Source organism: Sulfurimicrobium lacus, assembly GCF_011764585.1.
Lineage (GTDB): Bacteria > Pseudomonadota > Gammaproteobacteria > Burkholderiales > Sulfuricellaceae > Sulfurimicrobium > Sulfurimicrobium lacus.
Map to the genome: position 1 here is coordinate 1,165,149 of NZ_AP022853.1, position 23,862 is coordinate 1,189,010.

Annotated in this window: 20 protein-coding genes; 13 read left to right on the forward strand and 7 right to left on the reverse strand. The window is 63.2% G+C overall.

Annotated elements, in window-relative coordinates:
• Positions 1 to 5 precede the first annotated feature (5 nt).
• Complete coding sequence (locus tag SKTS_RS05910) at positions 6 to 4,556, forward strand: PAS domain S-box protein (RefSeq protein WP_173061702.1); 4,551 nt, start codon at positions 6 to 8, stop codon at positions 4,554 to 4,556.
• Here SKTS_RS05910 and SKTS_RS05915 read toward each other — a convergent pair.
• Positions 4,549 to 5,778 (reverse strand): polysaccharide pyruvyl transferase family protein, encoded by a 1,230-nt coding sequence (locus SKTS_RS05915; protein ID WP_173061705.1) that lies wholly within the window; start codon positions 5,776 to 5,778, stop codon positions 4,549 to 4,551. The genes SKTS_RS05910 and SKTS_RS05915 overlap by 8 nt on opposite strands.
• A gap of 131 nt (positions 5,779 to 5,909) precedes the next feature.
• Between SKTS_RS05915 and nosD the strand changes: the two genes are divergently transcribed.
• The 3 genes from nosD (at position 5,910) to miaA (ending at position 9,968) form a co-directional block, all read left to right on the forward strand.
• On the forward strand, positions 5,910 to 7,136 hold the full coding sequence (gene nosD / locus SKTS_RS05920; RefSeq protein WP_173061708.1) for a nitrous oxide reductase family maturation protein NosD: 1,227 nt from the start codon (positions 5,910 to 5,912) through the stop codon (positions 7,134 to 7,136).
• A 31-nt stretch (positions 7,137 to 7,167) separates the two neighbouring features.
• On the forward strand, positions 7,168 to 8,922 hold the full coding sequence (gene mutL, locus SKTS_RS05925) for a DNA mismatch repair endonuclease MutL (protein WP_173061712.1): 1,755 nt from the start codon (positions 7,168 to 7,170) through the stop codon (positions 8,920 to 8,922).
• Positions 8,923 to 9,032: 110 nt separating this feature from the next.
• The gene (gene miaA / locus SKTS_RS05930; protein ID WP_173061715.1) at positions 9,033 to 9,968 is read left to right on the forward strand and encodes a tRNA (adenosine(37)-N6)-dimethylallyltransferase MiaA; all 936 of its coding nucleotides are present in this window, start codon (positions 9,033 to 9,035) and stop codon (positions 9,966 to 9,968) included.
• On the opposite strand, the gene SKTS_RS05935 is transcribed toward miaA, so the two are convergent.
• Together SKTS_RS05935 and SKTS_RS05940 are read right to left on the reverse strand one after the other, a co-directional pair.
• Complete coding sequence (locus SKTS_RS05935) at positions 9,965 to 11,275, reverse strand: ATP-binding protein (protein ID WP_173061718.1); 1,311 nt, start codon at positions 11,273 to 11,275, stop codon at positions 9,965 to 9,967. The two genes, miaA and SKTS_RS05935, sit on opposite strands and share 4 nt — an antisense overlap.
• Positions 11,272 to 11,991 carry a response regulator gene (locus tag SKTS_RS05940; RefSeq protein ID WP_173061721.1) on the reverse strand — a complete coding sequence of 240 codons (720 nt, stop codon included), beginning with the start codon at positions 11,989 to 11,991 and terminating at the stop codon, positions 11,272 to 11,274. Before SKTS_RS05940 ends, SKTS_RS05935 begins: the two co-directional genes overlap by 4 nt.
• Before the next feature lie 173 nt (positions 11,992 to 12,164).
• On the opposite strand from SKTS_RS05940, the gene SKTS_RS05945 reads away from it, so the two are divergent.
• Together SKTS_RS05945 and SKTS_RS05950 are read left to right on the forward strand one after the other, a co-directional pair.
• The gene (locus SKTS_RS05945; RefSeq protein WP_173061722.1) at positions 12,165 to 12,611 is read left to right on the forward strand and encodes a hypothetical protein; all 447 of its coding nucleotides are present in this window, start codon (positions 12,165 to 12,167) and stop codon (positions 12,609 to 12,611) included.
• Between the two features lie 36 nt (positions 12,612 to 12,647).
• Positions 12,648 to 12,956 carry a hypothetical protein gene (locus tag SKTS_RS05950; RefSeq protein WP_173061724.1) on the forward strand — a complete coding sequence of 103 codons (309 nt, stop codon included), beginning with the start codon at positions 12,648 to 12,650 and terminating at the stop codon, positions 12,954 to 12,956.
• Positions 12,957 to 12,992: 36 nt separating this feature from the next.
• On the opposite strand, the gene SKTS_RS05955 is transcribed toward SKTS_RS05950, so the two are convergent.
• The 4 genes from SKTS_RS05955 to xseA form a co-directional block, all read right to left on the reverse strand.
• Positions 12,993 to 15,704 (reverse strand): EAL domain-containing protein, encoded by a 2,712-nt coding sequence (locus tag SKTS_RS05955; protein ID WP_173061726.1) that lies wholly within the window; start codon positions 15,702 to 15,704, stop codon positions 12,993 to 12,995.
• Positions 15,705 to 15,733: 29 nt separating this feature from the next.
• Positions 15,734 to 16,798, reverse strand: coding sequence for a sugar ABC transporter substrate-binding protein (locus tag SKTS_RS05960; protein WP_198420434.1), 1,065 nt, complete (start codon positions 16,796 to 16,798; stop codon positions 15,734 to 15,736).
• A gap of 94 nt (positions 16,799 to 16,892) precedes the next feature.
• Positions 16,893 to 17,606, reverse strand: a complete 714-nt coding sequence (locus tag SKTS_RS05965) for a hypothetical protein (RefSeq protein WP_173061730.1) — start codon at positions 17,604 to 17,606, stop codon at positions 16,893 to 16,895.
• The gene (xseA, locus tag SKTS_RS05970) at positions 17,603 to 18,946 is read right to left on the reverse strand and encodes an exodeoxyribonuclease VII large subunit (protein WP_173061732.1); all 1,344 of its coding nucleotides are present in this window, start codon (positions 18,944 to 18,946) and stop codon (positions 17,603 to 17,605) included. The genes SKTS_RS05965 and xseA overlap by 4 nt, the downstream gene beginning before the upstream one ends.
• A 327-nt stretch (positions 18,947 to 19,273) precedes the next feature.
• Between xseA and SKTS_RS05975 the strand changes: the two genes are divergently transcribed.
• The 7 genes from SKTS_RS05975 to SKTS_RS06005 all read left to right on the forward strand — a co-directional run bounded on the left by SKTS_RS05975 (position 19,274) and on the right by SKTS_RS06005 (position 23,851).
• Complete coding sequence (locus SKTS_RS05975) at positions 19,274 to 19,879, forward strand: MotA/TolQ/ExbB proton channel family protein (protein ID WP_173061734.1); 606 nt, start codon at positions 19,274 to 19,276, stop codon at positions 19,877 to 19,879.
• A 3-nt stretch (positions 19,880 to 19,882) separates the two neighbouring features.
• Positions 19,883 to 20,305 carry an ExbD/TolR family protein gene (locus tag SKTS_RS05980; protein ID WP_173061736.1) on the forward strand — a complete coding sequence of 141 codons (423 nt, stop codon included), beginning with the start codon at positions 19,883 to 19,885 and terminating at the stop codon, positions 20,303 to 20,305.
• The gene (lpxK, locus tag SKTS_RS05985; RefSeq protein WP_244617455.1) at positions 20,302 to 21,333 is read left to right on the forward strand and encodes a tetraacyldisaccharide 4'-kinase; all 1,032 of its coding nucleotides are present in this window, start codon (positions 20,302 to 20,304) and stop codon (positions 21,331 to 21,333) included. The genes SKTS_RS05980 and lpxK overlap by 4 nt, the downstream gene beginning before the upstream one ends.
• Positions 21,314 to 21,493: a Trm112 family protein gene (locus SKTS_RS05990; protein WP_173061738.1), complete on the forward strand. Its 180-nt coding sequence runs from the start codon at positions 21,314 to 21,316 to the stop codon at positions 21,491 to 21,493. The genes lpxK and SKTS_RS05990 overlap by 20 nt, the downstream gene beginning before the upstream one ends.
• Positions 21,493 to 22,404, forward strand: a complete 912-nt coding sequence (gene kdsB / locus SKTS_RS05995) for a 3-deoxy-manno-octulosonate cytidylyltransferase (protein WP_173061740.1) — start codon at positions 21,493 to 21,495, stop codon at positions 22,402 to 22,404. Before SKTS_RS05990 ends, kdsB begins: the two co-directional genes overlap by 1 nt.
• A gap of 424 nt (positions 22,405 to 22,828) precedes the next feature.
• Positions 22,829 to 23,482, forward strand: coding sequence for an adenylate kinase (gene adk, locus SKTS_RS06000; RefSeq protein WP_173061742.1), 654 nt, complete (start codon positions 22,829 to 22,831; stop codon positions 23,480 to 23,482).
• A 15-nt stretch (positions 23,483 to 23,497) separates the two neighbouring features.
• Positions 23,498 to 23,851, forward strand: a complete 354-nt coding sequence (locus SKTS_RS06005) for a hypothetical protein (protein WP_173061744.1) — start codon at positions 23,498 to 23,500, stop codon at positions 23,849 to 23,851.
• Positions 23,852 to 23,862: the final 11 nt, after the last annotated feature.

A 23,862-nucleotide genomic window follows, 5' to 3' on the forward strand; every position in this document is an offset into this window, starting at 1 on the left:
GCGCCATGACCTCAGTAAAAGGCACCAGTAGCCCATCTTCTGTCAATGCGGTGCGTGTCGCGTTGCTGTATCTGGTTTTCGCTTCGCTGTGGATCCTCGCTTCCGACCATTTGCTGAACCCCACAGTCAACGATCCTGCCCTGCTGATCTGGATCAGCCAGGCGAAGGGCATACTTTTTGTCGTTGTGACCGCCTTGTTGCTCTACCTGCTGCTGCGGGGCAGGAGCGCCGGTTTCGAGGAATTGCCCCGGCCCGCGCCCAAGGTGCGCTACCTGGTCGGCGTATTCCTTGGCCTGGCGCTGATCGTGATGTCGGTCGCATACGGCGTTGTACGGATGCAGGCGCTGCGCATTCAGGCAGCCGCGCAAGCCGATCTGGCCGCCATTGCCGAAATGAAGACCGGGCAGATCGAGGCCTGGATGGGTGAGCGGCGGGCCGATGCCGAGGTGCTTGCAGAGAGCACGTCTTTCATCGAATGCGTCGAGCGCTGGCGGCTAACCGGCGACGCCAGATCCGGCAGGAACTTCAGGAACCGCCTGGATACGCTGAGGCGCGTGGAGCACTACGACATCGAGCTTCTGGACACGCAGGGGCGCCGCATGCTGGCAGGCGATGCACGTCCCGACACGCTGGACCTGACGCGCACCAAACTGTTGCCGGAAGCCCTGCTCACGGGGAAAATTCAAGTGAGCGAGCTGTACCGGGACCGGCTCGGCAGCGTTCGCCTCGATTATGTCGTGCCCCTCATCCTCTCCGATGCGGGCGTGCAACGGCGGATAGGCGCGGTGGTGCTGCGCGCGCCGGTCGAGGGCTTCCTCTTTCCCCTGGTGCAAAGCTGGCCGACGCCCAGCCCCAGTGCAGAATCCATACTGGCGCGCCGCGATGGCGATTCCGTCCTGTTTCTCAACGATTTGCGCCACCGCAAAATCACCGCGCTTTCCTACCGCCTCCCGCTAGATATCGCCGCCCTGCCTGCTGCCATGGCCATTCGTTCCGGCAAGGCGCAAACCCTGGAAGGCGTTGATTACCGTGGCGTCCCCGTGCTTGCGGCGGTGCGTCCGGTAAATGGCACGTCCTGGTTCCTGGTGGCGAAAGTGGACCGCGATGAAATGCTGGCGCCGCTCAACAAGCTGGGGCTTGCCATCAGCCTGGTGGCGCTGGTCGCAGTCGGTGCCGTGGCGGCGGCGGTGATGATGCTGTGGCGCCAGCAACTGCGCACCCATGGCCTGGAACTGGCGGCCCAGGCGGCGGAAAAGGACCAGCAGATCAAGCTTTTTTACGATCTGCCCTTCATCGGCATGTCCATTACTTCTCCGCCCAGCAAGCGTTTTCTGCATGTCAACGACTGCCTGTGCGAGATGTTGGGCTATTCGCGCGATGAACTCCTGGGCCTGACCTGGTCGGAACTGACCCATCCCGACGACCTTGCGGCAAACATAACCCAGTTCGAACGCATGCTCGCCGGCGAGATCAATGGTTTCCAGCTGGAAAAGCGCTTCATCCGCAAGGATGGTGCTGTCATCAATGCCAGCCTGGATGGCCGTGCCGTGCGTCGTGCCGACGGTACGGTGGAACTGATGGTCGCCACTGTGCAGGACATCACCGAACGCAAGCGCGCCGAGGAAAAAATCCGTCAGCTCAACGCCGAACTGGAGCAGCGGGTGGCGGAACGCACCGCGCAGCTGGAAGCGCTGGCGCGCGAGCAGGTAGCCTTGCAAAAGAGCAAGCGCAGGTACGACGGACTGGCGGCGCATATCCCGGTGGGCGTTTACCGTCTGTGCATGCCGCGCGATGGAGGGCAGCGCTTCGAATATGTCAGCCCGCGCTTTTGCGAGATGAGCGGCGTGGACATGGAGGCTGCGCTGGCCGACACCGGCGCGGTCTTCGAACGTATTTATCCGGACGATCTGCCCGGCTTTCTCGCTAGTGTGGAAAATGCCCGGCACGATGTGCAGCCCTACCACTGGGAGGGACGCGTGGTGGTGAGGGGCGAGGTTCGCTGGATGAAGGTCGAAGCCATGCCCGAGGTGCTGCACGATGGGGATATCGTGTGGGATGGGGTACAGGTCGACATCACCGAGCGCAAGCAGGCCGAGGCCCAGTTGCGCTTGCTGAGCGCGGCCCTGGAAGCCGCTGCCAACGCCATCGTGATCACCGATACCGATGCCGTGGTGCAGTGGGCCAATCCGGCCTTCATGGCGCTGACAGGTTATCGCCTGGAAGAAATCATCGGCAAAAACCCCAAGGATCTCACCCGGTCGGGCAAGCAAGGCCCGGCGTTTTACCAGTCCCTGTGGCAGACCATACTGGCGGGCAATGTCTGGCGCGGCGAACTGGTCAACCGGCGCGGGGATGGCAGCCTGTACCACGAGGAAATGACCATCACACCGGTGCCGGACGATGCCGGCGTGATCCGTCATTTCATCGCCGTCAAGCAGGACATCTCGGCGCGCAAGCTGGTCGAGGACAAGCTGCGCCAGTCCGCCATGGTGTTCGAAAGCACGCGCGACGGGGTGGTCATCACCGATCCGGACGCCAATATCGTGGCAGTCAACCGCGCCTATCGCGAGATCACGGGTTACAGCGACGAAGAAGTCCTGGGCCAGAAGCCCAGCATTCTCCGCTCCGGCCGGCACGATCGCACCTTTTACCAGGCGATGTGGACCGGCGTGAGCGAAAACGGCTACTGGCAGGGGGAAATCTGGAACCGCCGCAAGAACGGCGAGGTTTACCCGGAATGGATCACCATCAGCGCGGTGCGCGACGGCAGCGGGACGGTCACCCATTACGTCGGCGTTTCCACCGACATCAGCCAGCTCAGGCGCTCCGAGGAAAGCCTGGCGCACCTCGTCCACTACGACCCCCTGACCGATCTGCCGAACCGGCTGCTGTTCCAGTCGCGCCTGGAACACGCGCTGCAGGGCGCGGCCCAGTTCGGCCGTCGCGTGGCGGTGCTGCTGCTCGATCTCGACGGCTTCAAGGACATCAACGACAGCCTGGGCCACCCGGCCGGGGACGCGCTGTTGCAACTGGTGGCCGAACGCGTGCGGCAACGTCTGCACGAGGATGAAACCATGGCACGGCTGGGCGGAGACGAGTTCGGTCTGCTGCTGGAACACTTGGCTGACCCCCAGGATGCGGCGGTCCTGGCGCAGGACGTGGTGAGCCTGCTGGCCATGCCGTTCAGGCTGGACGGCGGGCGCGAGGTCTACCTCGGCGGCAGCATCGGCATCAGCCTGTTCCCCAGCGACGGGACGACGGCCACCGAACTGGTGCGCAATGCCGATACGGCGCTGTATCAGGCCAAGGGGAACGGGCGCAACCAATTCTGTTTCTACACCGGCAACATGAACGCCGACACCCTCGACCGGCTGGAACTGGAAAACGCGCTGCGAAGTGCCGCGGAGCGCGGCGAACTGCTGCTTCATTACCAGCCCAAGGTCGACCTGCACACCGGGCAGGTGTGCGGCGCGGAAGCCCTGCTGCGCTGGCAGCGCAATGGCCACGGCCTGGTGTTCCCGCTGATGTTCATTCCGGCAGCAGAAAGAACCGGACTCATCATCCCGATCGGCGCGTGGGTGATCGACGACGCCTGTCGCCAGATCCGGGCCTGGTCCGACGAGGGTTTAGGCGATATCTGCATGTCGGTCAACGTTTCGGCCCGGCAGTTCTTTTCCGGCGACCTGGAAAGTGTCGTGACCCGAGCGCTGGAAAAGCACGGCGTGGCGGCGAAATACCTGGATCTGGAGCTGACCGAGAGCATGCTCATGGCGCGGCCCGACGAAGCCGTGGCGCAGCTGCGGAATCTGAAGGCCATCGGCGTGACGCTCTCGCTCGACGATTTCGGCACCGGTTACTCCAGCCTGGCCTACCTGAGCCGTTTCCCCATCGACACGCTGAAAATCGACCAGTCGTTCGTGCGCGACATCGTGACGGAGCCGACCTCCGCGGCCATCGCCGTCTCCACCATCGCGCTGGCGCACCGCCTGCAGCTGCGGGTGGTGGCCGAGGGTGTGGAAACCGAGACCCAGCTGGGCTACCTGAGCATGAATCATTGCGATGAAATGCAGGGGTATCATTTCAGCAAGCCGCTCCCGGCGAGCGAATTCGCCGACCTGTTGCGGGCCGGGAAATCCATATCCATCTCCGACAAGGTGTCCGGCGAGAGGACCATCCTGTTCGTCGACGACGACGCCAATATTCTCGCCGCCCTCAAGCGTTCCTTGCGCCGCAGCGGGTACCGCATCCTCACCGCCGGCAGCGGTCGGGAAGGGCTCGACCTGCTGGCCACCAACCCGGTGCAGGTGGTCGTTACCGACCAGCGCATGCCGGAAATGAGCGGCGCCGAGTTCATCGCGCGGGTCAAGGAACTCTACCCCGACACGGTGCGCATCGTGCTGTCGGGATACACCGACCTGGAATCGATCACCCGCCTGATCAACGCCGGCGCAGTCTACAAATTCCTCACCAAGCCGTGGGAGGACGACCAACTGCGCGAGAACATGCAGGACGCCTTCCGCTACCACGAGGCGGTGATCAAGCCGCGGTTTACCTAGCGGGATTTACACCGAGTCGGCTTCTCAGTGTGTCGAAACTTTCGCGGTACAGCCGGCTCAGGTGCCCGGCTTGTGCGGCGAGCGAGGTTTTGTCCTGTGCCAGCGCCGCTGTGATGCCTTGCCATATTCCCGTTACGCCGACCACCTGCGGCGCGTCAGCGGCTTCCCAGGTCCGCGCGTAGGCGGCCTGCTTGCTCGCCTTGCCCTCCTGGTCTGGATGCAGCAGGCTGACGCGCGGCTGGGCGAACGCCGTGGCGACGATCCGGCCGTGCAGGCTGCTGCCGCAATAGGCGCGGCTGTGGGCGATCAGCGCGCAGATGTCCCACAGGTCGAGCGAGGAGAAAATTTTTACCCCGGATTGCATGCGTGCCGCGACACGCTCGAAACATGCCAGGTCGTCATGCCACGGCGCGGCGCCGGCACGAAAAAAGACTACACCGCAACAGCTGGAAAGGGCTGTGCGGTCAAGCTGGGCGGCGATTTCCGCCAGGGTGGCATCGTCGCCGAAGTCGGCGCTGAACTGCACCGCGATATATCCCTGGGGGAATGCGTCCACTATCCCGGCAGCGGCGCCCTGCAAAGCCTGACGGCGAATTCTTGCGCCGAACAGTTCGGCCACCATCGCGGCGGGGTCGGGTACCAGGCCGGCCGTGACGCCGGCTGCGGAAAGTGGTGCCAGCGTCAGTTCGTCGCGTACGCTCACGGTATCCGCGGCTTTCAGCTTGGCCAATACTTCATGGCGCAGCGCCGGCTCGCGTTGCGCCAGGTCGACGCCGCCGACTCCGTGGTAGATGACCCTGGCCGCACGGGGGAACAGTTGCCGCGACAGGGCATAGGGCGCCAGGTCGGGGATGCCGAGCTGAGCGTGCGCCCACTCCAGCCTGTCCCGCGGGTGGCGGTCGAGGCGGGCGATGGTGCCTTGGGCCTGTTCGGACGGCAGCAGCATGACCGCGGCCTGCCAGGCATCGCAGCTCAGGATCTCGCCGCCCACGTGGATGATGTTCACCGGCCGCTCACCCCAGGCGGCTGCCAGCCGTGCCAGCGCCCGGACCTGATGTCCGCCGTGGCTGCGCAAGTCCCGCTCCGCTAGTCCGGCGAAGATCAGGTTTTCATTTTCCAGCAAGGCCGCGGCGATATGCGGAAACAGCAGGTCGCCGAAGTTGTGGCGGTCGAAGGCGCCGAACAGGATGGTGGGGGTGCCTGCAGCTGAATCGTGTTTCATGATGTGAATCATAAACCGGAATCAGGAGACGTTCGGTGCCGCGGTGTTTTGTGGGAGAATTAAGCCCTTATGTTTTCCGTCCATATTCTCCCCGGTTTTCTCGTTGACCGGGATGTCGCCGGCGTCGCGATATGAAGAGCGAAATCCTCGCTATCGCGCGCGGCATGTGGCTTCTGGCCCTTTCCTTGCCGGCGCTGGCCGCGCCCGGCTTGCAGCCGCTGATCGATGCCACGCCGCCCGGCGGCACCCTGCGCCCCCCGCCGGGCGTGTACGCCGGGCCGGCGCTGATCAACCGCCCGATGGTGCTGGACGGTGGCGGCAAGGTCACCCTGGATGGCGGCGGCCGGGGCACGGTGCTGACGCTCCAGACCGGCGGCGCGGTGGTGCGCGGCATGCGCATCGTGCGCTCGGGCGATTCCCACGACCAGATCGACGCCGCCATCCTGGTGCAGGGGGACGGCAACCTGATCGAGCACAACACGATCGAAGACGTGCTGTTCGGCGTATTTCTGAAGCAGTCCAACGACAACCGTCTGAGCAAAAACCGCATCCGTTCCCGCGATGCCGAACTGGCCGGGCGCGGCGACGCGGTGCGCCTGTGGTACAGCCGGTGGAACGTGATCGAGGGCAACGATATCGCCCATGTGCGCGACCTGACCGTGGCCAATTCCGCGCATAACCGCATTATCGCCAACACCATCCGCGATGCTCGTTACGCCGTGCATTTCATTTTCTCGCCGCGCAACCTGGTGCAGGGAAACCGCATCAGCCATACCGCAACCGGGGTGGTCGTCATCAACTCCGAGGGCGTGACGGTGCGGCGCAACAGCATCATGCACGTGCAGGACGGCGGTGGCGCCGCCGTGGTATTCAAGGAGAGCAGCAGCGGCCTGGTGGACGGCAACGACATCGCGCATTGCAGCACCGCCATCATGGCCGATTCCCCCTCCGACCCCATCAACCGCATCACCCTATACGGCAATAATATCGCCCACAACATCATCGGCATCAATTTTTACGGCGAGAAGGGCGGGCACACCATCCATCGCAATCATTTCGAGAACAACCTCATCCAGGCCATGCTGACGCCGGGCGGAAACCCCCTGGCCAACGACTGGTTCGGCAATTACTGGGACGATTACCAGGGCTTCGACCGCGATCACGACGGGGTCGGCGACAATCCCTACGAGCTGTATGTTTACGCCGACCGGCTGTGGATGGAATTTCCCATGGCGCGCTTTTTCCTCAATTCGCCGGCGCTGGAACTGCTCGATTTTCTCGAGCGCCTGGCGCCGTTCTCCCTGCCTGAGCTGGCCTTGCGCGACCCGGCGCCGCAGGCGCATGGCAAGGTAAAATAGCCGGTCAAGCCTGTGCGATAATAGCGGCCTCATGTCTTCCATCCATCTCCTTTCCGACCTCCTCATCAACCAGATCGCCGCGGGCGAGGTGGTCGAGCGCCCGGCTTCCGCGCTCAAGGAATTGATGGAAAACAGCCTCGACGCCGGCAGCGGCGAAATTTCCGTCGCTTTGCAGCAGGGCGGGGTGAAGTCCCTGCGCGTGGCGGACAACGGCGCCGGCATCGACCGCGATCAATTGCAACTGGCCCTGTCGCGCCACGCCACCAGCAAGATCGCTTCGCTGGACGACCTGGAGAGCGTGCGCAGCCTGGGGTTTCGCGGCGAAGCGCTGGCCAGCATCGCCGCCGTGTCGCGCCTGGCGCTGACCAGCCGCAAACAGGGCGAGCGCCACGCCTGGCGCATGGAGGCTGCCGGCGGGGATATTTCCGGCCTGCAGCCGGCGGCGCTGGAAGCCGGGACGGTGGCGGAGATGCAGGACCTCTATTTCAACACCCCGGCGCGGCGCAAGTTCCTCAAGACCGAAGCCACCGAGTACGGTCACTGCGAGGAAACCTTCCGCCGCATGGCCCTGAGCCGCGCCGACGTGAGTTTCGGCCTGCAGCACAACGGGCGCCGCATCTGGCAACTGCCCGCGGCCAGCCTGGCGCAGCGCGCGACGGCCTTGCTCGGCGAGGAGTTCGCCGCGGCGGCGGTGCCGGTGGAGGAGGGCGCGGGCGGACTGCGCCTGCACGGCCTCGCCGGTCTGCCGGGATTTTCGCGCGGCAGCCGCGACGCCCAGTACGTCTACGTCAACGGCCGCTTCGTGCGCGACAAGCTGATCGCCCACGCCGTCCGCGAAGCCTACCGCGACATCATCCACCACGACCGCCACCCGGCTTTCGTGCTGTTCATCGAACTACCGCCCGAGATGGTCGACGTCAACGTCCATCCCACCAAGATCGAGGTGCGCTTCCGCGAATCGCGCGCCGTGCACCAGCTGATCTACCATGCGCTCAACAAGTCGCTGGCGGCGCCGATCGCCACGCGCCGCAGCGAGCCGCCACAGCAGCAGGCGCCCCATGCGTCCGCGCCGGTTTACGCCACCCAGACGCGCATGCCGCTGGGGGTGGAAGAGCGCAGCAACCTTTACCACTCGCTGTTCGGCCAGATCGCCTGGCCCGAGCCGTCCTTCAGCGCGCCCGCGCCCCAGCCGGAAACCGAAGCGCCGCCTCTCGGCTACGCCATGGCCCAGTTGCACGGCGTGTACATCCTGGCGCAGAGCGCGCGCGGCATGATCGTGGTGGACATGCATGCCGCCCACGAGCGGGTCACTTACGAGCGGCTCAAGACGGCGATGGAAAGCCACAACGTCAGCGCCCAGCCGCTGCTGATCCCAGTGTCGTTCCACGCCACCCAGCTGGAAGTGGCCGCTGCCGCGGAGTGCGGCGAAGTGCTGGGGGAACTGGGCTTCGAGCTGGCGGTGCTCTCGCCCACCACGCTGGCGGTACGCGCCGTGCCGGTGCTGCTGCAGGATTCCGACCCGGTGCTGCTGGCGCGCGACGTGCTCAAGGAAATCCGCGAATTCGGCGCCACCCGGGCGGTGACGGAACGGCGCAACCAGCTGCTCGCCACCATGGCCTGCCACGCCTCGGTGCGCGCCAACCGCAAGCTGGCGATCCCGGAAATGAACGCCCTGCTGCGCGAGATGGAAGCCACCGAGCGCGCCGACCAGTGCAACCACGGCCGGCCCACCTGGCGCGAAATCTCCATGGCCGAGCTGGACCAGCTGTTCATGCGCGGAAAATGAGGCTGGAAAAGCAGTTGGCCACAGAGAACACAGAGGCCACAGAGATAAACCAGGCAACCCTGCGAGCTCTCTGTGAACTCTGTGTTCTCTGTGGCTGAATTGTGGTCAGTATGAATACATTCCCTCCCGCCATCTTTCTCATGGGCCCCACCGCGAGCGGCAAGACCGGCGTGGCGGTGGAGCTGGTGCAGCACCTGCCGGTGGAAATCGTCAGCGTGGACTCGGCCCTGGTGTACCGCGACATGGACATCGGCACCGCCAAGCCGGACGCCGCGACCCTGGCGGCGGCGCCGCACCATCTCATCGACCTGATCGACCCGACAAACAGCTATTCGGCGGCGCAATTCCGCAGCGACGCCCTGCGCCTGATGGGCGAAATCACCGCGCGCGGCAACATTCCCCTGCTGGTGGGCGGCACCATGCTGTACTTCATGGCGCTGCAGCACGGCCTGAACGATTTGCCGCAGGCCGACCCCGAGCTGCGCGCGGAACTCGACGCGCGGGCGCGGCGCAGCGGCTGGCCGGCGCTGCACGAGGAACTTGCGCGGCTCGATCCGGTCACGGCGGCGCGCCTCGACCCGGCCGATGCGCAGCGCATCCAGCGCGCGCTGGAAGTGTGCCTGCTGAGCGGACGGCCCATGTCCGAACTGCTGGCCCAGGAAAAGACCGGCGACCTGCCCTACCGGCTGGTGCAACTGGCGCTCGTGCCGAGCGATCGCGCGGTGCTGCACCAGCGCATCGAGGCGCGTTTCGATGCCATGCTGGAACAGGGGCTGGTGGCGGAAGTCGAGGCCTTGCGCGCGCGCTATGCGCTGACGCCGAACCTGCCGTCCATGCGCTGCGTCGGTTATCGCCAGGCGTGGCAATATCTCGACGGGGAAATGGATTTTGCCACGCTGCGCGACAAGGGCATTTTCGCCACCCGCCAGCTGGCCAAACGCCAGCTCACCTGGCTGCGCGGCATGGGAAACGTGAGCGAGTTCGACTGCCTGGCGGACGACCTGGCTGCCCAGGTGCAGGCGCATATCGACGCAGCGCTCGCTTAGGGAATCGTCAGCCGCGCTTCCGTACCGCCGCCTTCACGCGGCAGCAGTTCGATTTTCCAGCCGTTGGCGTCCGCCAGCTGGCGGGCGATCGCCAGACCCAGCCCGCTCCCCCCGGTCGCGCTGCTGCGCGAGGATTCGAGGCGGAAAAACGGCCGGAACACGCTTTCCACCTGATCGGGCGGAATGCCCGGGCCGCGGTCGAGCACCCGGATAACGACATTCACTTTTCCGCACGCGCATTCGATGGCGACCGGCAGGCCCGCGCCATAGCGTACCGCGTTGCCGATCAGGTTGGCGAGAATGCGCCGCAGCGCCATGGGCCCGACCGGACGCACGCAGGGCTCCTGCCCTGGCCATTCGATTTGCGCGCCGCCGTTTCTGGCGTCGTCGACCAGCTCCCGCAGCAATTCGGTGAGATCGATTTCCTGAGCGGCTTCCTTTTCCAGGCCGCGACTGAGTTCGATGAACTCGCCGATGAGGCGGTTCATTTCGTCCAGGTCGTGCTGCAGACGGTCGACCAGCTTCGGGTCGGCTTCCCTGGGCAGCATTTCCACCGCCAGACGCATGCGCGCCAGCGGGGTGCGCAGGTCGTGGGAAATGCCGGCCAGCAGGGTGGTGCGATTGGCGAGCAGCTCCTGCACCTGCAGCGCCATGCGATTGAAGGTGTGCGCCAGGCGGGCCAGTTCGTCGGGGCCGCTTTCCGGCAGGGTTTCCGGCGCGTTGCCCTGGCCGACGCGCTCGGCCGCCGCGGAGAGTTTCGCCAGCGGCCGGCTGATGCGCCGCGCCAGGATGACCGACGACAGCAGGGTGAGCGCGACGGTGGTGGACAGCACCAGCAGCAAGGCCGCCGTGGGGTTCACGCCGAGGTGCTCGCGGGGGAAGCCGATGCGCAATTGATGGACCCCGACGGGGAACTCGACCCACAGCCAGGGCTGCTCCCACTGCGTGACCTTGATCTCGATGGGCCGGCCGAGACGCTTCTCGAGGGCGCTTTCCAGCATGAAGAGATAAGGCATGAACAAGTGGTTGTGGTCGGGCAGCAGCGTGGTGGCCTGGAACAGCCACAGGTTGTGCTTTTCGGCCAGTTCCAGCTCGAAATCCGGGCGCGTTTGCGGCGGCAGCTCGGCCCAGGTCTGGGCGGAAAGGACGATCAGCGCGGCGAGGTCGTCCGCCGAACGTTTTGCCATGGGCTGCATGACGAAATACACCGTCACCGAAAGCGTGATGGCCTGGAAAAGAAACAGTGCCACGGCGAGCGTTGTGGCGGTACTGCGAAACAGCGAATGGCGGCGTGCGGGCAGCGTCATGTTGTCCTGCCCTGCGGGGCGAACAGGTAGCCTTCGCCCCACACGGTGCGGATATAGACCGGTGCGGTCGGGTCGTCTTCGATCTTGCGCCGCAAACGCGTCACGCGCACGTCGATGCTGCGGTCGAAAGGCGTGCGCTCGTAGCCCTTGATCAGGTCCATGAGGCTGTCGCGGCTCAGCACGCGGTTGGGGTGTTCGGCGAAGATGCGCAGCAGGTTGAATTCGCCGGCGGTCAGCGTCACTTCCACGCCGTCCCGGTCCAGGCGATGGGCATTGCCGTTCAGGCTGAACGGGCCGAAGCGGAAGAGCCCGCTTGTTGTTTCTTCCGGCACGGATTTTGCGCTTTCCCTGCGTCGCAGGACGGCGCGGATGCGCGCCAGCAGTTCGCGCGGGTTGAAGGGCTTGGCGAGATAGTCGTCCGCGCCCACTTCGAGGCCGATGATGCGGTCGATGTCCTCGCCCCGCGCCGATAGCATGATGATGGGCTGGCCGCCCCGTGCCCGCAATTTGCGCGCCAGCGTCAGGCCGTCTTCCCCCGGCAGCATCAGGTCCAGGATCACCAGGTCTGCGGGGTGTTCCGCCAGGCGGCGCTCCATCGCGCCACCGTCGGCGACGGTTTCGACTGCGTAGCCCTGCTCCACCAGGTAGCGTTCGAGCAATTCGCGCAGTCCGGGGTCGTCATCCACCACCAATATGTGTTCTTTTCGGCTGTCCATGACACAACTATACGAATTCCCGGAGCGCTGTCCATAGACGAACGCAATCGGTAACACATTGTTACATTTTGCCGTTTTCGGGAAATTATTCTGAAACCCTCGCGGCTCATGATGCACACCATGCAAGACGGTGCTGTATCGGATGTGATCGGCAAAACAGTGGCGGGAAAAATATGGATATCCACACCATGCGGTTATTGCGCACCAGCGTGATCGTTCTTGGGCTGCTGTTCGCCGGGAATGTGCTGGCGCAGGACCGGACCCTGATGACCGGGCAGGGCAGGGCTCAAATGGACCCGCAAGACTCAAGCAGCGCCGCTGCGGAACAAAATGCCTTCCGCAGCGCGCTACAGAAGCGCATGCGTGCCATGAGCCAGGAAGAACAGTCCCTGATGCGCGATCTCAGCGTCAACGGGCGCGAACGCATGACCCGGGAGAATGCCGTACCAGGCGAACCGGCGCATGAGGGCGCGCGCTACGGGCGCGGTTTTGAGGCGCGTCAGATGCAATCGAATACGCCCGCCATGGGCAACCCTTCGATCAATGCGCCAGGCAGCAATGGGGCGGCGACGGGAGCGCAGGGCGGTGGTTACGGCGGTGGACGGGGCAGAGGCCGCTAACAACCCCTTTTTATTTGTATTTCAAGGAGTAGGGACATGCGTAAATCTTCACTAATGGTGATCTTGTTGGCGGCGGCGCTGGGTTCCAGTACGGCGGCCTTCGCCCGGGGCGGCGGCGGTGGCGGTGGCGGCGGTGGCGGTATGGGTGGCGGCCAGGGTTCCATGATGGGCGGCCAGGCTTCCTCCGGTGGCCAGCAGCAACAGGATCAGGTAAAGGAGCAAACCCGCGAGCAGGTGCGAGAGCACAACCGCGTCCAGGAAAAAGGCATGGGCGAGGGCAAGACCCAAACTCAGACCCGGCAGCAAACCCGTGACCAGGTCCGCGAACAGGTCGAAACCCGCTAACGGCGACAGGTAAGCAGAGTTTCCGCCTTCCCCGCGTCAGGGGAGGGCGGTTGCGTTTTCGGGCAGGAGCGGTTCCGGCCGGTGTATGGCGTAGCCTTGCGCGTAATTGACGCCGATGGCAGTGAGTTTTTGCAGGATTGCCTCGGTCTCGACGAACTCGGCCACGGTGCTGATGCCCATCACTTGCCCGATGTGGTGGATGGCTTCCACCATGGCGTGGTCCATTTTGTCTTCCACCATGTCGCGCACGAAGGCGCCGTCAATTTTCAGGTAATCGACGCGGAAGTTTTTCAGGTAAGCGAAGGAGGACAGGCCGCTGCCGAAATCGTCCAGGGAGAAACGGCAGCCGAGCGCCTTCATCTCGTCGATGAACTCTATGACGCGGCTCATGTTGGCGATCGCCGCGGTTTCGGTGATTTCGAAGCAGATGGCTTGCGGCGGCACGGCGCACTGGTGCAGCGTTTCGCGGATGAACCTGAGCAGGCTGTCCTCGCCGAAGGACGCGCCCGAGAGGTTGATGGAGAAGGTGTCGTGCCAGTCCGGGCTGGCGGCACGCAGATCGCGGAACGCTTCCAGCGCATGCTGCACCACCCAGCGGTCGACGGCGGGCATCAGGTTGTAGCGCTCCGCGGCGGGGATGAAGACGCCGGGGGCGATGATGTTGCCGTCCTCGTCCACCATGCGCAGCAAAATTTCCCAGTGCCGGCTGCCGTTGCTGTCCGCGCCGACGGGCTGGATCAGCTGTTTGTAGAGGCGGAAACGATTTTTTTCGATGGCGCGGGTGATGCGCGATACCCAGTGCATCTGGCCACTGCGGTTGGTGAGTTCGGCGTCTTCGTGGCGGAATATCTGCACGCGGTTGCGACCCATGTCCTTCGCCAGGTAGCAGGCGGTGTCGGCGGCGATCAGCGCGCTGTCGACGGTGTCGTGGTTTTCCTTGCTCAAGGCCACCAGGCCGACGCTGACGCCGAGCACGAAAAACTGGTCCTGCCATACGAAGCGGAAATTCTTGATCGCCTCCATCAGGACGTTGGCTTGCTCCAGTGCCTGCTCCTGCGTGGTGTCCTGCAGCAGTACGCCGAATTCGTCGCCGCCCAGCCGCGCCAGGGTATTCGGCTCCTGGATGCAGGTTTGCAGCAACTGGGTCAGCTGCCCCAGCAGCTTGTCTCCCGCGGCGTGGCCGCAAGTGTCGTTTACCACCTTGAACTGGTCGAGGTCGAGGTACAGCAGGGCATGCTGGCGTTCGTCTTTTTCGGCGCTGGCGAGCAGGTTGCTCAGGCGATGTTCGAACTCGCGCCGGTTGATCAGGCCGGTAAGCGCGTCGTGGGTGGCTTGGAACAGAATCTGCCGGGTCATATCGCGTGCCCGGCTGACGTCGTGGAATACCAGCACCGCCCCGATGATGTGGCCTTCACGGTCGCGAATCGGTGCCGCCGAATCTTCGATGGCGTACTCGGTGCTGTCGCGCGCGATGAGCAGGGTATGGTTGGCCAGGCCGATCACGCGATCCTCGCGCAGCGCCTTCTCCACCGGATTTTCCACTGTCGCACGTGTTATTTCGTTGAGAATGACGAACACCTCGGTCAAGGCCTGTCCAGCCGCATCGGCATTGGTCCAGCCGGTGAGTTGTTCCGCGATCGGGTTGAGGTAGGCGACATGGCCGTCCTGGTCGGTGGTAATCACCGCGTCGCCGATGGATTGCAGGGTGATCTGGGCCAGTTCCTTTTCCTTGAACAGGGCGGTTTCCATGCGTTTCTGCTCGCTCACGTCGAGGCCGATGGAGCAGAGCAGGGTGGTGCGGCCGCTCTCGTCGCTGGCGATGGGGAAGCGCGTCAGCAGGTAGGTGTGCTCCTTCCCGCCGAATTCGACGCGGATTTCGTCACGCAGGGTTTCCCCGTGCGCAAATATTCTTCCATCCGTCTCGCGGATGAGTTGCGCCGCAGCTGGCGGCAGCAATTGGGTAACGGATTGTTGCCGCAGATCATCGGGACTCAACCCGTAGCGCTCGCGGAACATCACGCTGGAGGAATGTACGCGGCCGTTTATGTCGCGGATCGCGATGAGCAGCGGTGCGTGTTCGAGGATGCCTTGCAGTTGCGCGGCCAGGCGTTTGACGGGGCGGCCGAAGTTGGCGCTCAGCTTCAGGGTGATGCCTGCGCCGATGGCCATGAGCACCAGCACCAGCGCGGCCAGGTAAAACAGCCCTTGCGCCAGCGCCGCATGTCCCTCGCGATCCGCAATGCCGACGCGAATGACGCCGGCCACCTTGTGCTCGAAACCGGCATGGTAAGGCAGGGTGATGTCCCTGATCGGCTCCCCGGCAACAGTCAGATTCCTGATTGCGCGCTCCCCGCTCTGCAGGACCTGCGCGGCGGCACGCATGGCGTCAGCGTCCAGCTTGCTGTCGTTCAGCGCCGGGTCGCTGTGGGCCAGTACCGCGCCCTCCTTGTCAGCCACCATCACGTAGGCGATACCGGATTGTTGCGCCTTGATCTCCTCCAGCAACAGGCGGGCGTGGTACTTGCCCGAGAAACTGATGCGGTTCACCGAATTGGCGAGAATCTGGGTGACCAGCGTGGACAGCTTGTCCTGCTCGCGTTGCATCACTTTCTGGTAATAAAGCCCGCCAACCACCAGTATTACACTCATGAGCGTAAGGATGAGTGCACCGAAAGACAGGGCGAGGCGGCGGTCGATGTGGGAGAAGGGAAGGTGTTCGTAATCTGCTTGCGGCATGTCGTGGTTCAAGTTTTATCCGGATTTATTGTTTTTATGAATTACTTGGCGGGCCTTACCGTTCCTTCCCAGTATGGTACACGCGCCTGCCAGGGCTTGGCGAAACGAGGCGGGATCGGTCCCCCCCAGCCGGGGTAAAGCTGAAGTGTTTCGCTGGTGATGGGAAACACCGGCACCAGGTGGTGAGGCGCCACTTTTTTCCCGGTGGCGAGCGCGTAGGCGATTTTCATGGCCTCGGCGCCGAGCGGGCCGCAAAATTGCGCTGCATCGATATGGGTAAGGCGTTTGGCGCGGATGTTGTCCACCGACTTGGGATCGCCGTCGATGCTGGCGACGACGATTTCCGTGCGCCCGGCGTTGGCGAGTGCTTCCACGATATTCAGTCCGCCGCCGTCGTTGACGGAAAAAACCGCATCCACGCTGCCTGTGGCGGGGAAGTCCCGCAGCATTTGCGCCCCGGCGCGTGCGCCGCTGTTCGGTTCCACTGCCTCGTAGGTCTTGAGGATGCGGAACGGCTGGCGGTAATCGCGCAGCGCATCGAGCAGGCCGTTGGCGCGCTCCACCGTGGACGAAACATGGGGGTATTCGACCAGGATCAGCTTGAGTTCCTTGCTGTCGGGAAAGTGTGCGGCGAGGTATTCGCCGTCGAGGTAGCCCGCCTGGTAGTTGTCGGATGTGACGAAGGCGGCCAGCGTGCCGCCGCTGATGTACTGGTCGTAAGCCACCACCGGGATGCCGGCCTGGTTGGCGGCGCGCAGCGGGGCGGCGAGGGCGGCATTGTCGGTGGGCTGGACGATGATGATGTCGGGCTTGCGTTTCACCGCTTCGAACATCTGGGCGATCTGGCGTTCGATGCCGGCACTACCGTCTCCGGCGATATAAGGCGTCAGTTCGATGCGCGGCTGGTTTTTTTTGTCCGCGTCGCGGTTGATGGCGGCTGCTTCCTGCTCCAGGCCCTTGCGCATGGCAACCTGGCCGGGGATGTTCATTGACCAGTAGAGCACGTCGACACGCAAGGTTTTCACTGTGGGGCCGGCGCTGGCGGCGGTGGCGAAAATGAACGCGCACGCCGCGATTATGCGAGTGAAGTTAGTGCGCCTGACCAACGTCTTTCCATCCATGCAATTTAACCTTCCTACGCGGTGGCGACAGGCTACCACGAGGCATCAGGGTGATGCAAAACGAAAACGGGGTCCTCCTTCATGGGGCAGTCTTGCGAGGTTTCCGTCCCTCGGATTCGGCGTTCATTTCCTCGATGGCTTGCTTCAGCGCCGCCGCGCTCGCCTTGGTGTCCTTGCCGCTGAACAGTAAAACATCTCCGCCGGCTGTCTTGGCCGCCCCGTCTTCCTTGCCGGCCGCCGCCGGCGTTTCGTCCTGGCCGGTTTTCTTCATTGCCTCGAGTTCGCTGAGCATTTTCGCGTTCTGCTGCTTGAGTGCTTCGATCTGCGCCTGCATTGCCGCGCTGCCCGTGGCTTTGGCCGCGGTAGTCGCGGTGTTGTGGGCTGCTGCTGGCGAATTGTTCTGTTCCGCATGCTTCGGCGCGAGCAGTGTCCATGCGGTGAGCCCGATGCCGGCCAATAACAGCACCACGGCGCCGAGCATGCCGCCGATAATCAAGCGTTTCTTCAGATTGCGTACCGGGACAACCAGGGGTTCTTCAGCGTCCCCGCGGTCGGCTGCGGCGGGCTTGTCTCTGCCGTGCGTTTCCGCTTCGCCGTCACCGGCTTCGGTGCTCGAGTCACGGGGTTTGCGCAAAGCGAACAGGGCGTTGCGCACACGTGCCAGCAGACCGGGGCGAACGCTCTCTTCTTCAGACGCTTCCGCCTCGCGCGGGATGGCCACGGTCTTGTCGCCGTCGGTGTCGCCTTCTTCCGCGTCGGCCGGCGCTTTCTTTTTCCAGAACTTCAGATTCATGTCGCTTCCTCCTTGCGTGTCACACTGGCATTCGCACTTCCGTGGGCAAAGGTGATGGAAAGCTCCTCGTGCAGGGCTATATCGGCACTGCTGCGTACAAGTTTACCGCTGGCCGAGCGTACCATGCTGAAGCCGCGCTCCAGCACGGCCTCCGGGTTGAGGTGCTGCAGGCTTGCAGCCAGGCGTTGCAGCGTGGCCTGGCGGTGCTGCAATAGTTGCCCCATGGCGAGTTCCAGGCGTTGGCCGAGCTGCTGTTGCTGGGCCTGCAGCAGCTGCGGCGCGGGCGCGCTCCTCGCCAGGCGGCTGGCCAGGCGCTGAACGCGCCATTCCTGTTGCTCCAGTGCGCGACTAGCCGCCTGCTGCTGGCGCTGGCGCAGATGGTTGAGGTGCTGCAGTTGCGCCTCGATGCGCGTGCCGGGATGCACCAGGCGGCGCGCCAGATAGTCCAGCTGCTGCATGCGCTGCTCGAGGCTGCGTGAGGTCTGGCGCGACAGGCGGGCGTGCAGCGCGTCGAGCCGCTGATGCAGGTCGGCGCGGTGCGGCGTGGCCAGCTCCGCCGCCGCGGTGGGGGTCGGTGCGCGCCGGTCGGCGACGAAATCGGCGATGGTGATATCGGTTTCATGGCCGACGCCGCTGATGACCGGGATCGAGCTCGCGGCAATGGCGCGTGCCACGACTTCCTCGTTGAACGCCCACAAGTCCTCGATGCTGCCCCCGCCGCGGCACAGGATCAGGACGTCGCATTCGTTGCGGCTGTCGGCCAGCTGCAGCGCCTGGGCAATTTTCTGCCCGGCGCCTTCGCCCTGCACCGGGGTGGGGTAGAGCACCACCGGGATGTTCGGCATGCGCCGGCGCAGCGTGGTCAGCACGTCGCGCAGCGCAGCGGCGGCAGGGGACGTGACGATGCCGATGCAGCGCGGAAAGACCGGCAGGGCTTGCTTGCGCGTCTCCTCGAACAGCCCTTCCGCGGCAAGTTTCGCCTTGAGTTTTTCGAACGCCTCGAACAGCGCACCCAGGCCGGCGCGGCGCATGGATTCCACGCTGAGCTGGTACTCGCCGCGCGCTTCATACAGGGTGACCAGCGCACGTACTTCCACGTGCATGCCGTTTTCCGGTCTGAAATCGACGTACTGGCTTTTGTGGCGGAACATGGCGCAGCGCACTTGGGCCTGGCCATCCTTGAGAGTGAAGTACCAGTGGCCGGATGTGGCGCGCGTGAAGTTGGAGATTTCGCCGCCCACCCACAAAAGCGGAAAGGTCTGTTCCAGTACTGCCTTGGCGTGGCGGTTGAGTTCGCTGACCGAGAGAACCGTCGGCGTCTTGGGGAGGAATAAAGACATGGACGGATTCTAAACTAATCCACAGTTGTTAAAAAACTTTCATATTCACGGAACTCTTGTCAACACGTTGTTTTTGATTTAATAACTACATGATTATTAGTGATAAAAATAGTAGCGCAATTTTTGTGCGAAGCAAGAAATATGTTGTGGGGAAGGGGTTTATGAGCACTTTTGACAATCCATGCACAAAGTTATCCACAGAAACTGTGGACAATAGGGGAAAATACCTATTCCGACATGGAGTTATGACACGCGAAACCAGCGCCCTTGCTCAAAACAGAGCGGCAGGCTAAAGTTACGCGGTCAAAAAATTTTAGGAGGAAGCGCGTGCTATCCATCATTCAGGCAGCAGGCTGGCCAATCTGGCCGTTGATTATCGCGTCGATCATTTCTGTCGGGATTATCGGCGAGCGTCTGTGGTCCCTGAGCAGCAGCCAGGTGGCGCCGCGCAGTCTGTTGCCGAAAGTCCAGGAGTGGTTGCAGCAGGGTGGTGTGAACGACGAGGTGCTGGCCAACCTGGAACGCCATTCCCCCCTCGGGCAGCTGTTCGCCGCCGGCTTGCGCAACGTCAGCAGCTCGCGCGAAATGATGCAGGAAGCCATCGAGGATACGGGGCGTGCCGTTACGCACGAACTGGAGCGCTTTCTCACCACGCTGGGCACCATCGCCTCGGTCAGCCCCCTGTTGGGCCTGCTCGGGACGGTGATCGGCATGGTCGAAATCTTCGGCGCGCTGACCCCCACCGGCGGCAGCCCGGCGCTGCTCGCGCACGGCATTTCGGTGGCGCTCTACAATACCGCCATGGGCCTGATCGTGGCGATTCCCAGCATGATCTTCTACCGCTTTTTCCGTGCCAAGGTCGACGCCCTGGTGATGGAGATGGAACAGCAGTCCATCAAGCTGGTGGACATGGTTCACGGCGATAGAAAGTAGCGTATGAACTTCCAGCGCGGCAGGTCCAAGGAAGAGCCGGAAATCAATCTGATCCCGATGATTGATGTGCTGCTGGTGATCCTGATTTTCATGATGGTGACAACCACCTTTTCCCAGATCGCCGAGTTGCAGATCAATCTGCCATCGGCCGATGCGGAAAAACAGCTGCAGAAGCCGAGCGAGATCGTCGTTGGCGTCGACGCGTCCGGCCATTACGTCATCAACCGCGTGCAGCTGGCCAATCCCGATGTGGACGCCCTGAGCGCCGCATTGCGCCGTGCCGCGGGCGATCAGCCCGACCCGGTGATCGTGATCAATGCAGACGCGCAGGCCACCCACCAGTCTGTGATCAATGTCATGGAAGCCTCGCGTATGGCGGGCTACAGCCGCATCAGTTTCGCCACCCAATCGAAGAACAGTAAGTGACCGTGGCATCCGGCTCGAATTTCGTGCCCGGTTCCTGGCTGGAAAAACAATGGTACCGAAGCAGCCCATGGCTGCTCATATTGTTGCCGTTAAGCGTTTTGTTCTGGGCGCTTTCCGCGCTGCGTCGCATGGCTTATCGCAGCGGCTGGCTGCGCGAGCAGCGCCTTCCGGTGCCGGTGATCGTGGTGGGCAACATCAGCGTTGGCGGTACCGGCAAAACGCCCCTGGTGCTGTGGCTGGCGGACTGGTTGAGACGGCATGATTTTCGTCCCGGCATCGTGAGCCGCGGTTATGGCGGGCGTTCCGCAGAATCGCGGCCGGTCGAACCTGACGGCAGCGCAGCACTGAGCGGAGACGAACCCTTGTTGCTGGCACGCCAGTCGCATTGCCCGGTATGGATCGGGCGCGACCGTGTCGCGGCGGGACAGGGGCTGCTTGAGGCGCACCCGGAATGCAACGTGCTTATCAGCGACGACGGGCTGCAGCATTACCGTCTGGCGCGCGACGTGGAAATTGCGGTGGTTGACGGGCAGCGCCTTTTCGGCAACGGTTTTTTGCTGCCGGCCGGCCCCCTGCGCGAAGGAGTGGGGCGCCTGCGGCAGGTTGACGCCGTGGTGGTGAACGGTGACGCCGAGTTCGCTGGCGGCGGGCATTTCAACATGAGCCTGAAGGGGGTCATGTTGCGCAATCTGTGCTCCGGCGCAATGGTGCCGGCGCTCGAGTTGGCGGACAAAAAGCTTCATGCCGTAGCCGGGATCGGCAATCCGCAGCGTTTTTTCGCGCACCTGCAGGGACTCGGGCTGACGTTCGAGCGCCATCCTTTCCCCGACCATCATGCTTATCGGGCCGAAGACCTGGCTTGGCCTGACGCTGATGCCATAATGATGACGGAAAAGGACGCGGTCAAATGCGCAGCCTTCGCGGATGAACGTTACTGGGTTCTGCCGGTGCGAGCCGAGCTGGACCCGTCCTTCGGACAAAGAATTCTGGATACTTTAAGGAAACGCAATGGACGCAAAACTGCTTGAAATCCTGGTGTGCCCCCTGTGCAAGGGGCCGCTGGTGTACAAGAAGGCCGCTCAGGAACTGATCTGCAAACCCTGCCGTCTGGCCTACCCGGTGCGCGACGACATTCCGGTGATGCTGGAAGAAGAGGCGCGCAAGTTGCCGGCTGAGGAAGAAGTGTAATGAGTGAGGAGTTAGGGGTGAGGAGTGAGGAGGAAAACAGCGGCGCGGGCGTGAGATCGCCTCACCCCTCACCCCTTCGCGCCGGAGCGAGAGCCTCCGGCTCCGCTCCCGGTGGTGATGCCCCTTGCGGGTACACCCCTCACTTCAAGGTCGTCATCCCGGCCCGCTACGCTTCCACGCGCCTGCCCGGCAAACCGCTCGCCGACATCGCTGGCAAGCCCATGGTGGTGCGGGTAGCGGAACAGGCGCAGCAAAGCGGTGCATCCGAGGTGTGGATCGCTACCGACCATGCCGGCGTGGCCGATGCGGGGCGAGCACATGGAATCGATGTGTGCATGACCTCGCCCCACCATGCTTCGGGCACGGACCGCCTTGCCGAAGTGGCGCTGCAGCGCGGTTGGGGCGAAGACGAAATCGTTGTCAACGTGCAGGGCGACGAGCCGCTGATCGATCCCGGGTTGATTGGCATGGTGGCGCGGCATTTGCACGATCACCCGGCGGCGGCCATTTCGACTGCCTGCCATGCCCTGCAGGACCATGCCGAGTTGTTCAATCCGAACGTGGTGAAGGTGGTGCTGGACCGGGAGGGCTACGCGCTTTATTTCAGTCGCGCGCCCATCCCCTGGGCGCGGGATGCGTGGGGGAATGCTCAAACACTGGCTTCCCGCATTTCTCTCCCGGAAGATTTTCCCGCTTTCCGCCACATCGGCATCTACGCCTACCGTGCCGCTTTCCTGAAAATCTATGGCTTGCTCAGTCCCGCGGCCGTCGAACAATATGAGGCGCTGGAACAGTTGCGTGCTTTGTGGCACGGGTACAGAATCAGCGTCGCGCTTACGGCTGCCGTCCCTGCTGCCGGGGTGGATACCATGGAAGACCTGGAGCGGGTTCGCAGCCTGTTTGGGCGTTAATTCAGTTGGTTAGGGCGTGTTAACACTAATTTCGCGTCTGCCGACGGGGGCGATTTGGGATGCCGCCCGCGAAGCAAGACGCGCGGTTGTACCGCCCACAACAAGCGGCTTGCGACAAAGGGAGGCGCCCAAATCGCCCCCGTCCCGAAGGGTTGTAACGAGAAGGCCATGCCTGCGTCGTTGCGGCGCTGGCGAATGGAACAACCATTCGCTGCGCCCCGCGCCTAGCATCCATGGCCTTCTCGTTACAACGCAGGCGTGAAATTAGTGTTAACACGCCCTAGCAGCAAGAGAATGCGTTTATAACTTTATAAAAATAATTAAATGTGCAGGGCTGGGCAATTGCAATACCCTTGTTGCCATTAGGTAAAACAAGATAGTTTTATCCACAATCTTTCTACACTCAAATAAACGGAGAATGACAATGCGAATGATTCTGCTGGGCGGCCCTGGAGCCGGCAAGGGCACACAAGCCAACTACATCAAGGAAAAATTCGGGATTCCGCAAATTTCCACTGGTGACATGCTGCGCGCCCACGTCAAGGCCGGCAGCGAATTGGGCGTGGCCGCCAAGAAGATCATGGATGCGGGTGGTCTGGTATCGGACGACATCATCATCGGTATGGTGAAAGAGCGTCTCACCCAGGACGACTGCAAGAACGGCTACCTGTTCGACGGCTTCCCGCGCACCATTCCCCAGGCTGAAGCGATGAAGGCCGCCGGCGTGCCGATCGACTACGTGGTCGAAATCGACGTGGCCGACGAGGAAATCGTCAAGCGCATGTCCGGTCGCCGCGTGCACGTGGCTTCCGGCCGCACTTACCATGTGGTGTTCAATGCGCCCAAGGTTGCCGGCAAGGACGACGTGACCGGTGAAGAACTGATCCAGCGCGACGACGACAAGGAAGAAACCGTCAAGAAGCGCCTCGACATCTATCACGCGCAAACCGAACCGCTGGTGAAGTATTACGCCGACTGGGCCGCATCCGGCGTGGCTGGTGCACCCAAGTGCGTGAAAATCGCCGGCGTCGGCAAAGTGGAACAAATCCGCGATGCCGTTTTTGCTGCATTGAAATAAATCAAGTTGGCTGCGATGAAAAGGGCAAGCGTTCCGGATGTCACCAGCACAGAGCTCTGGGTCGTGGAGACCGCGATCAAGGAGCGCTGGGGCGCCGGCGTGGTCGAAGTGCAAGTGGCGGATTCCGATATCCGTCTCGAGCCCACCGACCGCGAAATGACTTCCTGCCCGACCCTGTACTGGACCGACGACACGGCGCACTTCGTGATTTTCAAAGTGGGCGATGGCCTTTACCGCAGCCAGTTTTTCTATTCGAAGAGGGAACAATACGGCACCGGCCGCCGCGAGTATGACGATCTGGCCGAGTGTGTGTCCCTGTTGCTGAAAATGGAAGCGGACCACCGCAGCACGCGGCCCGCCGACAACTAAAAATAATTTGG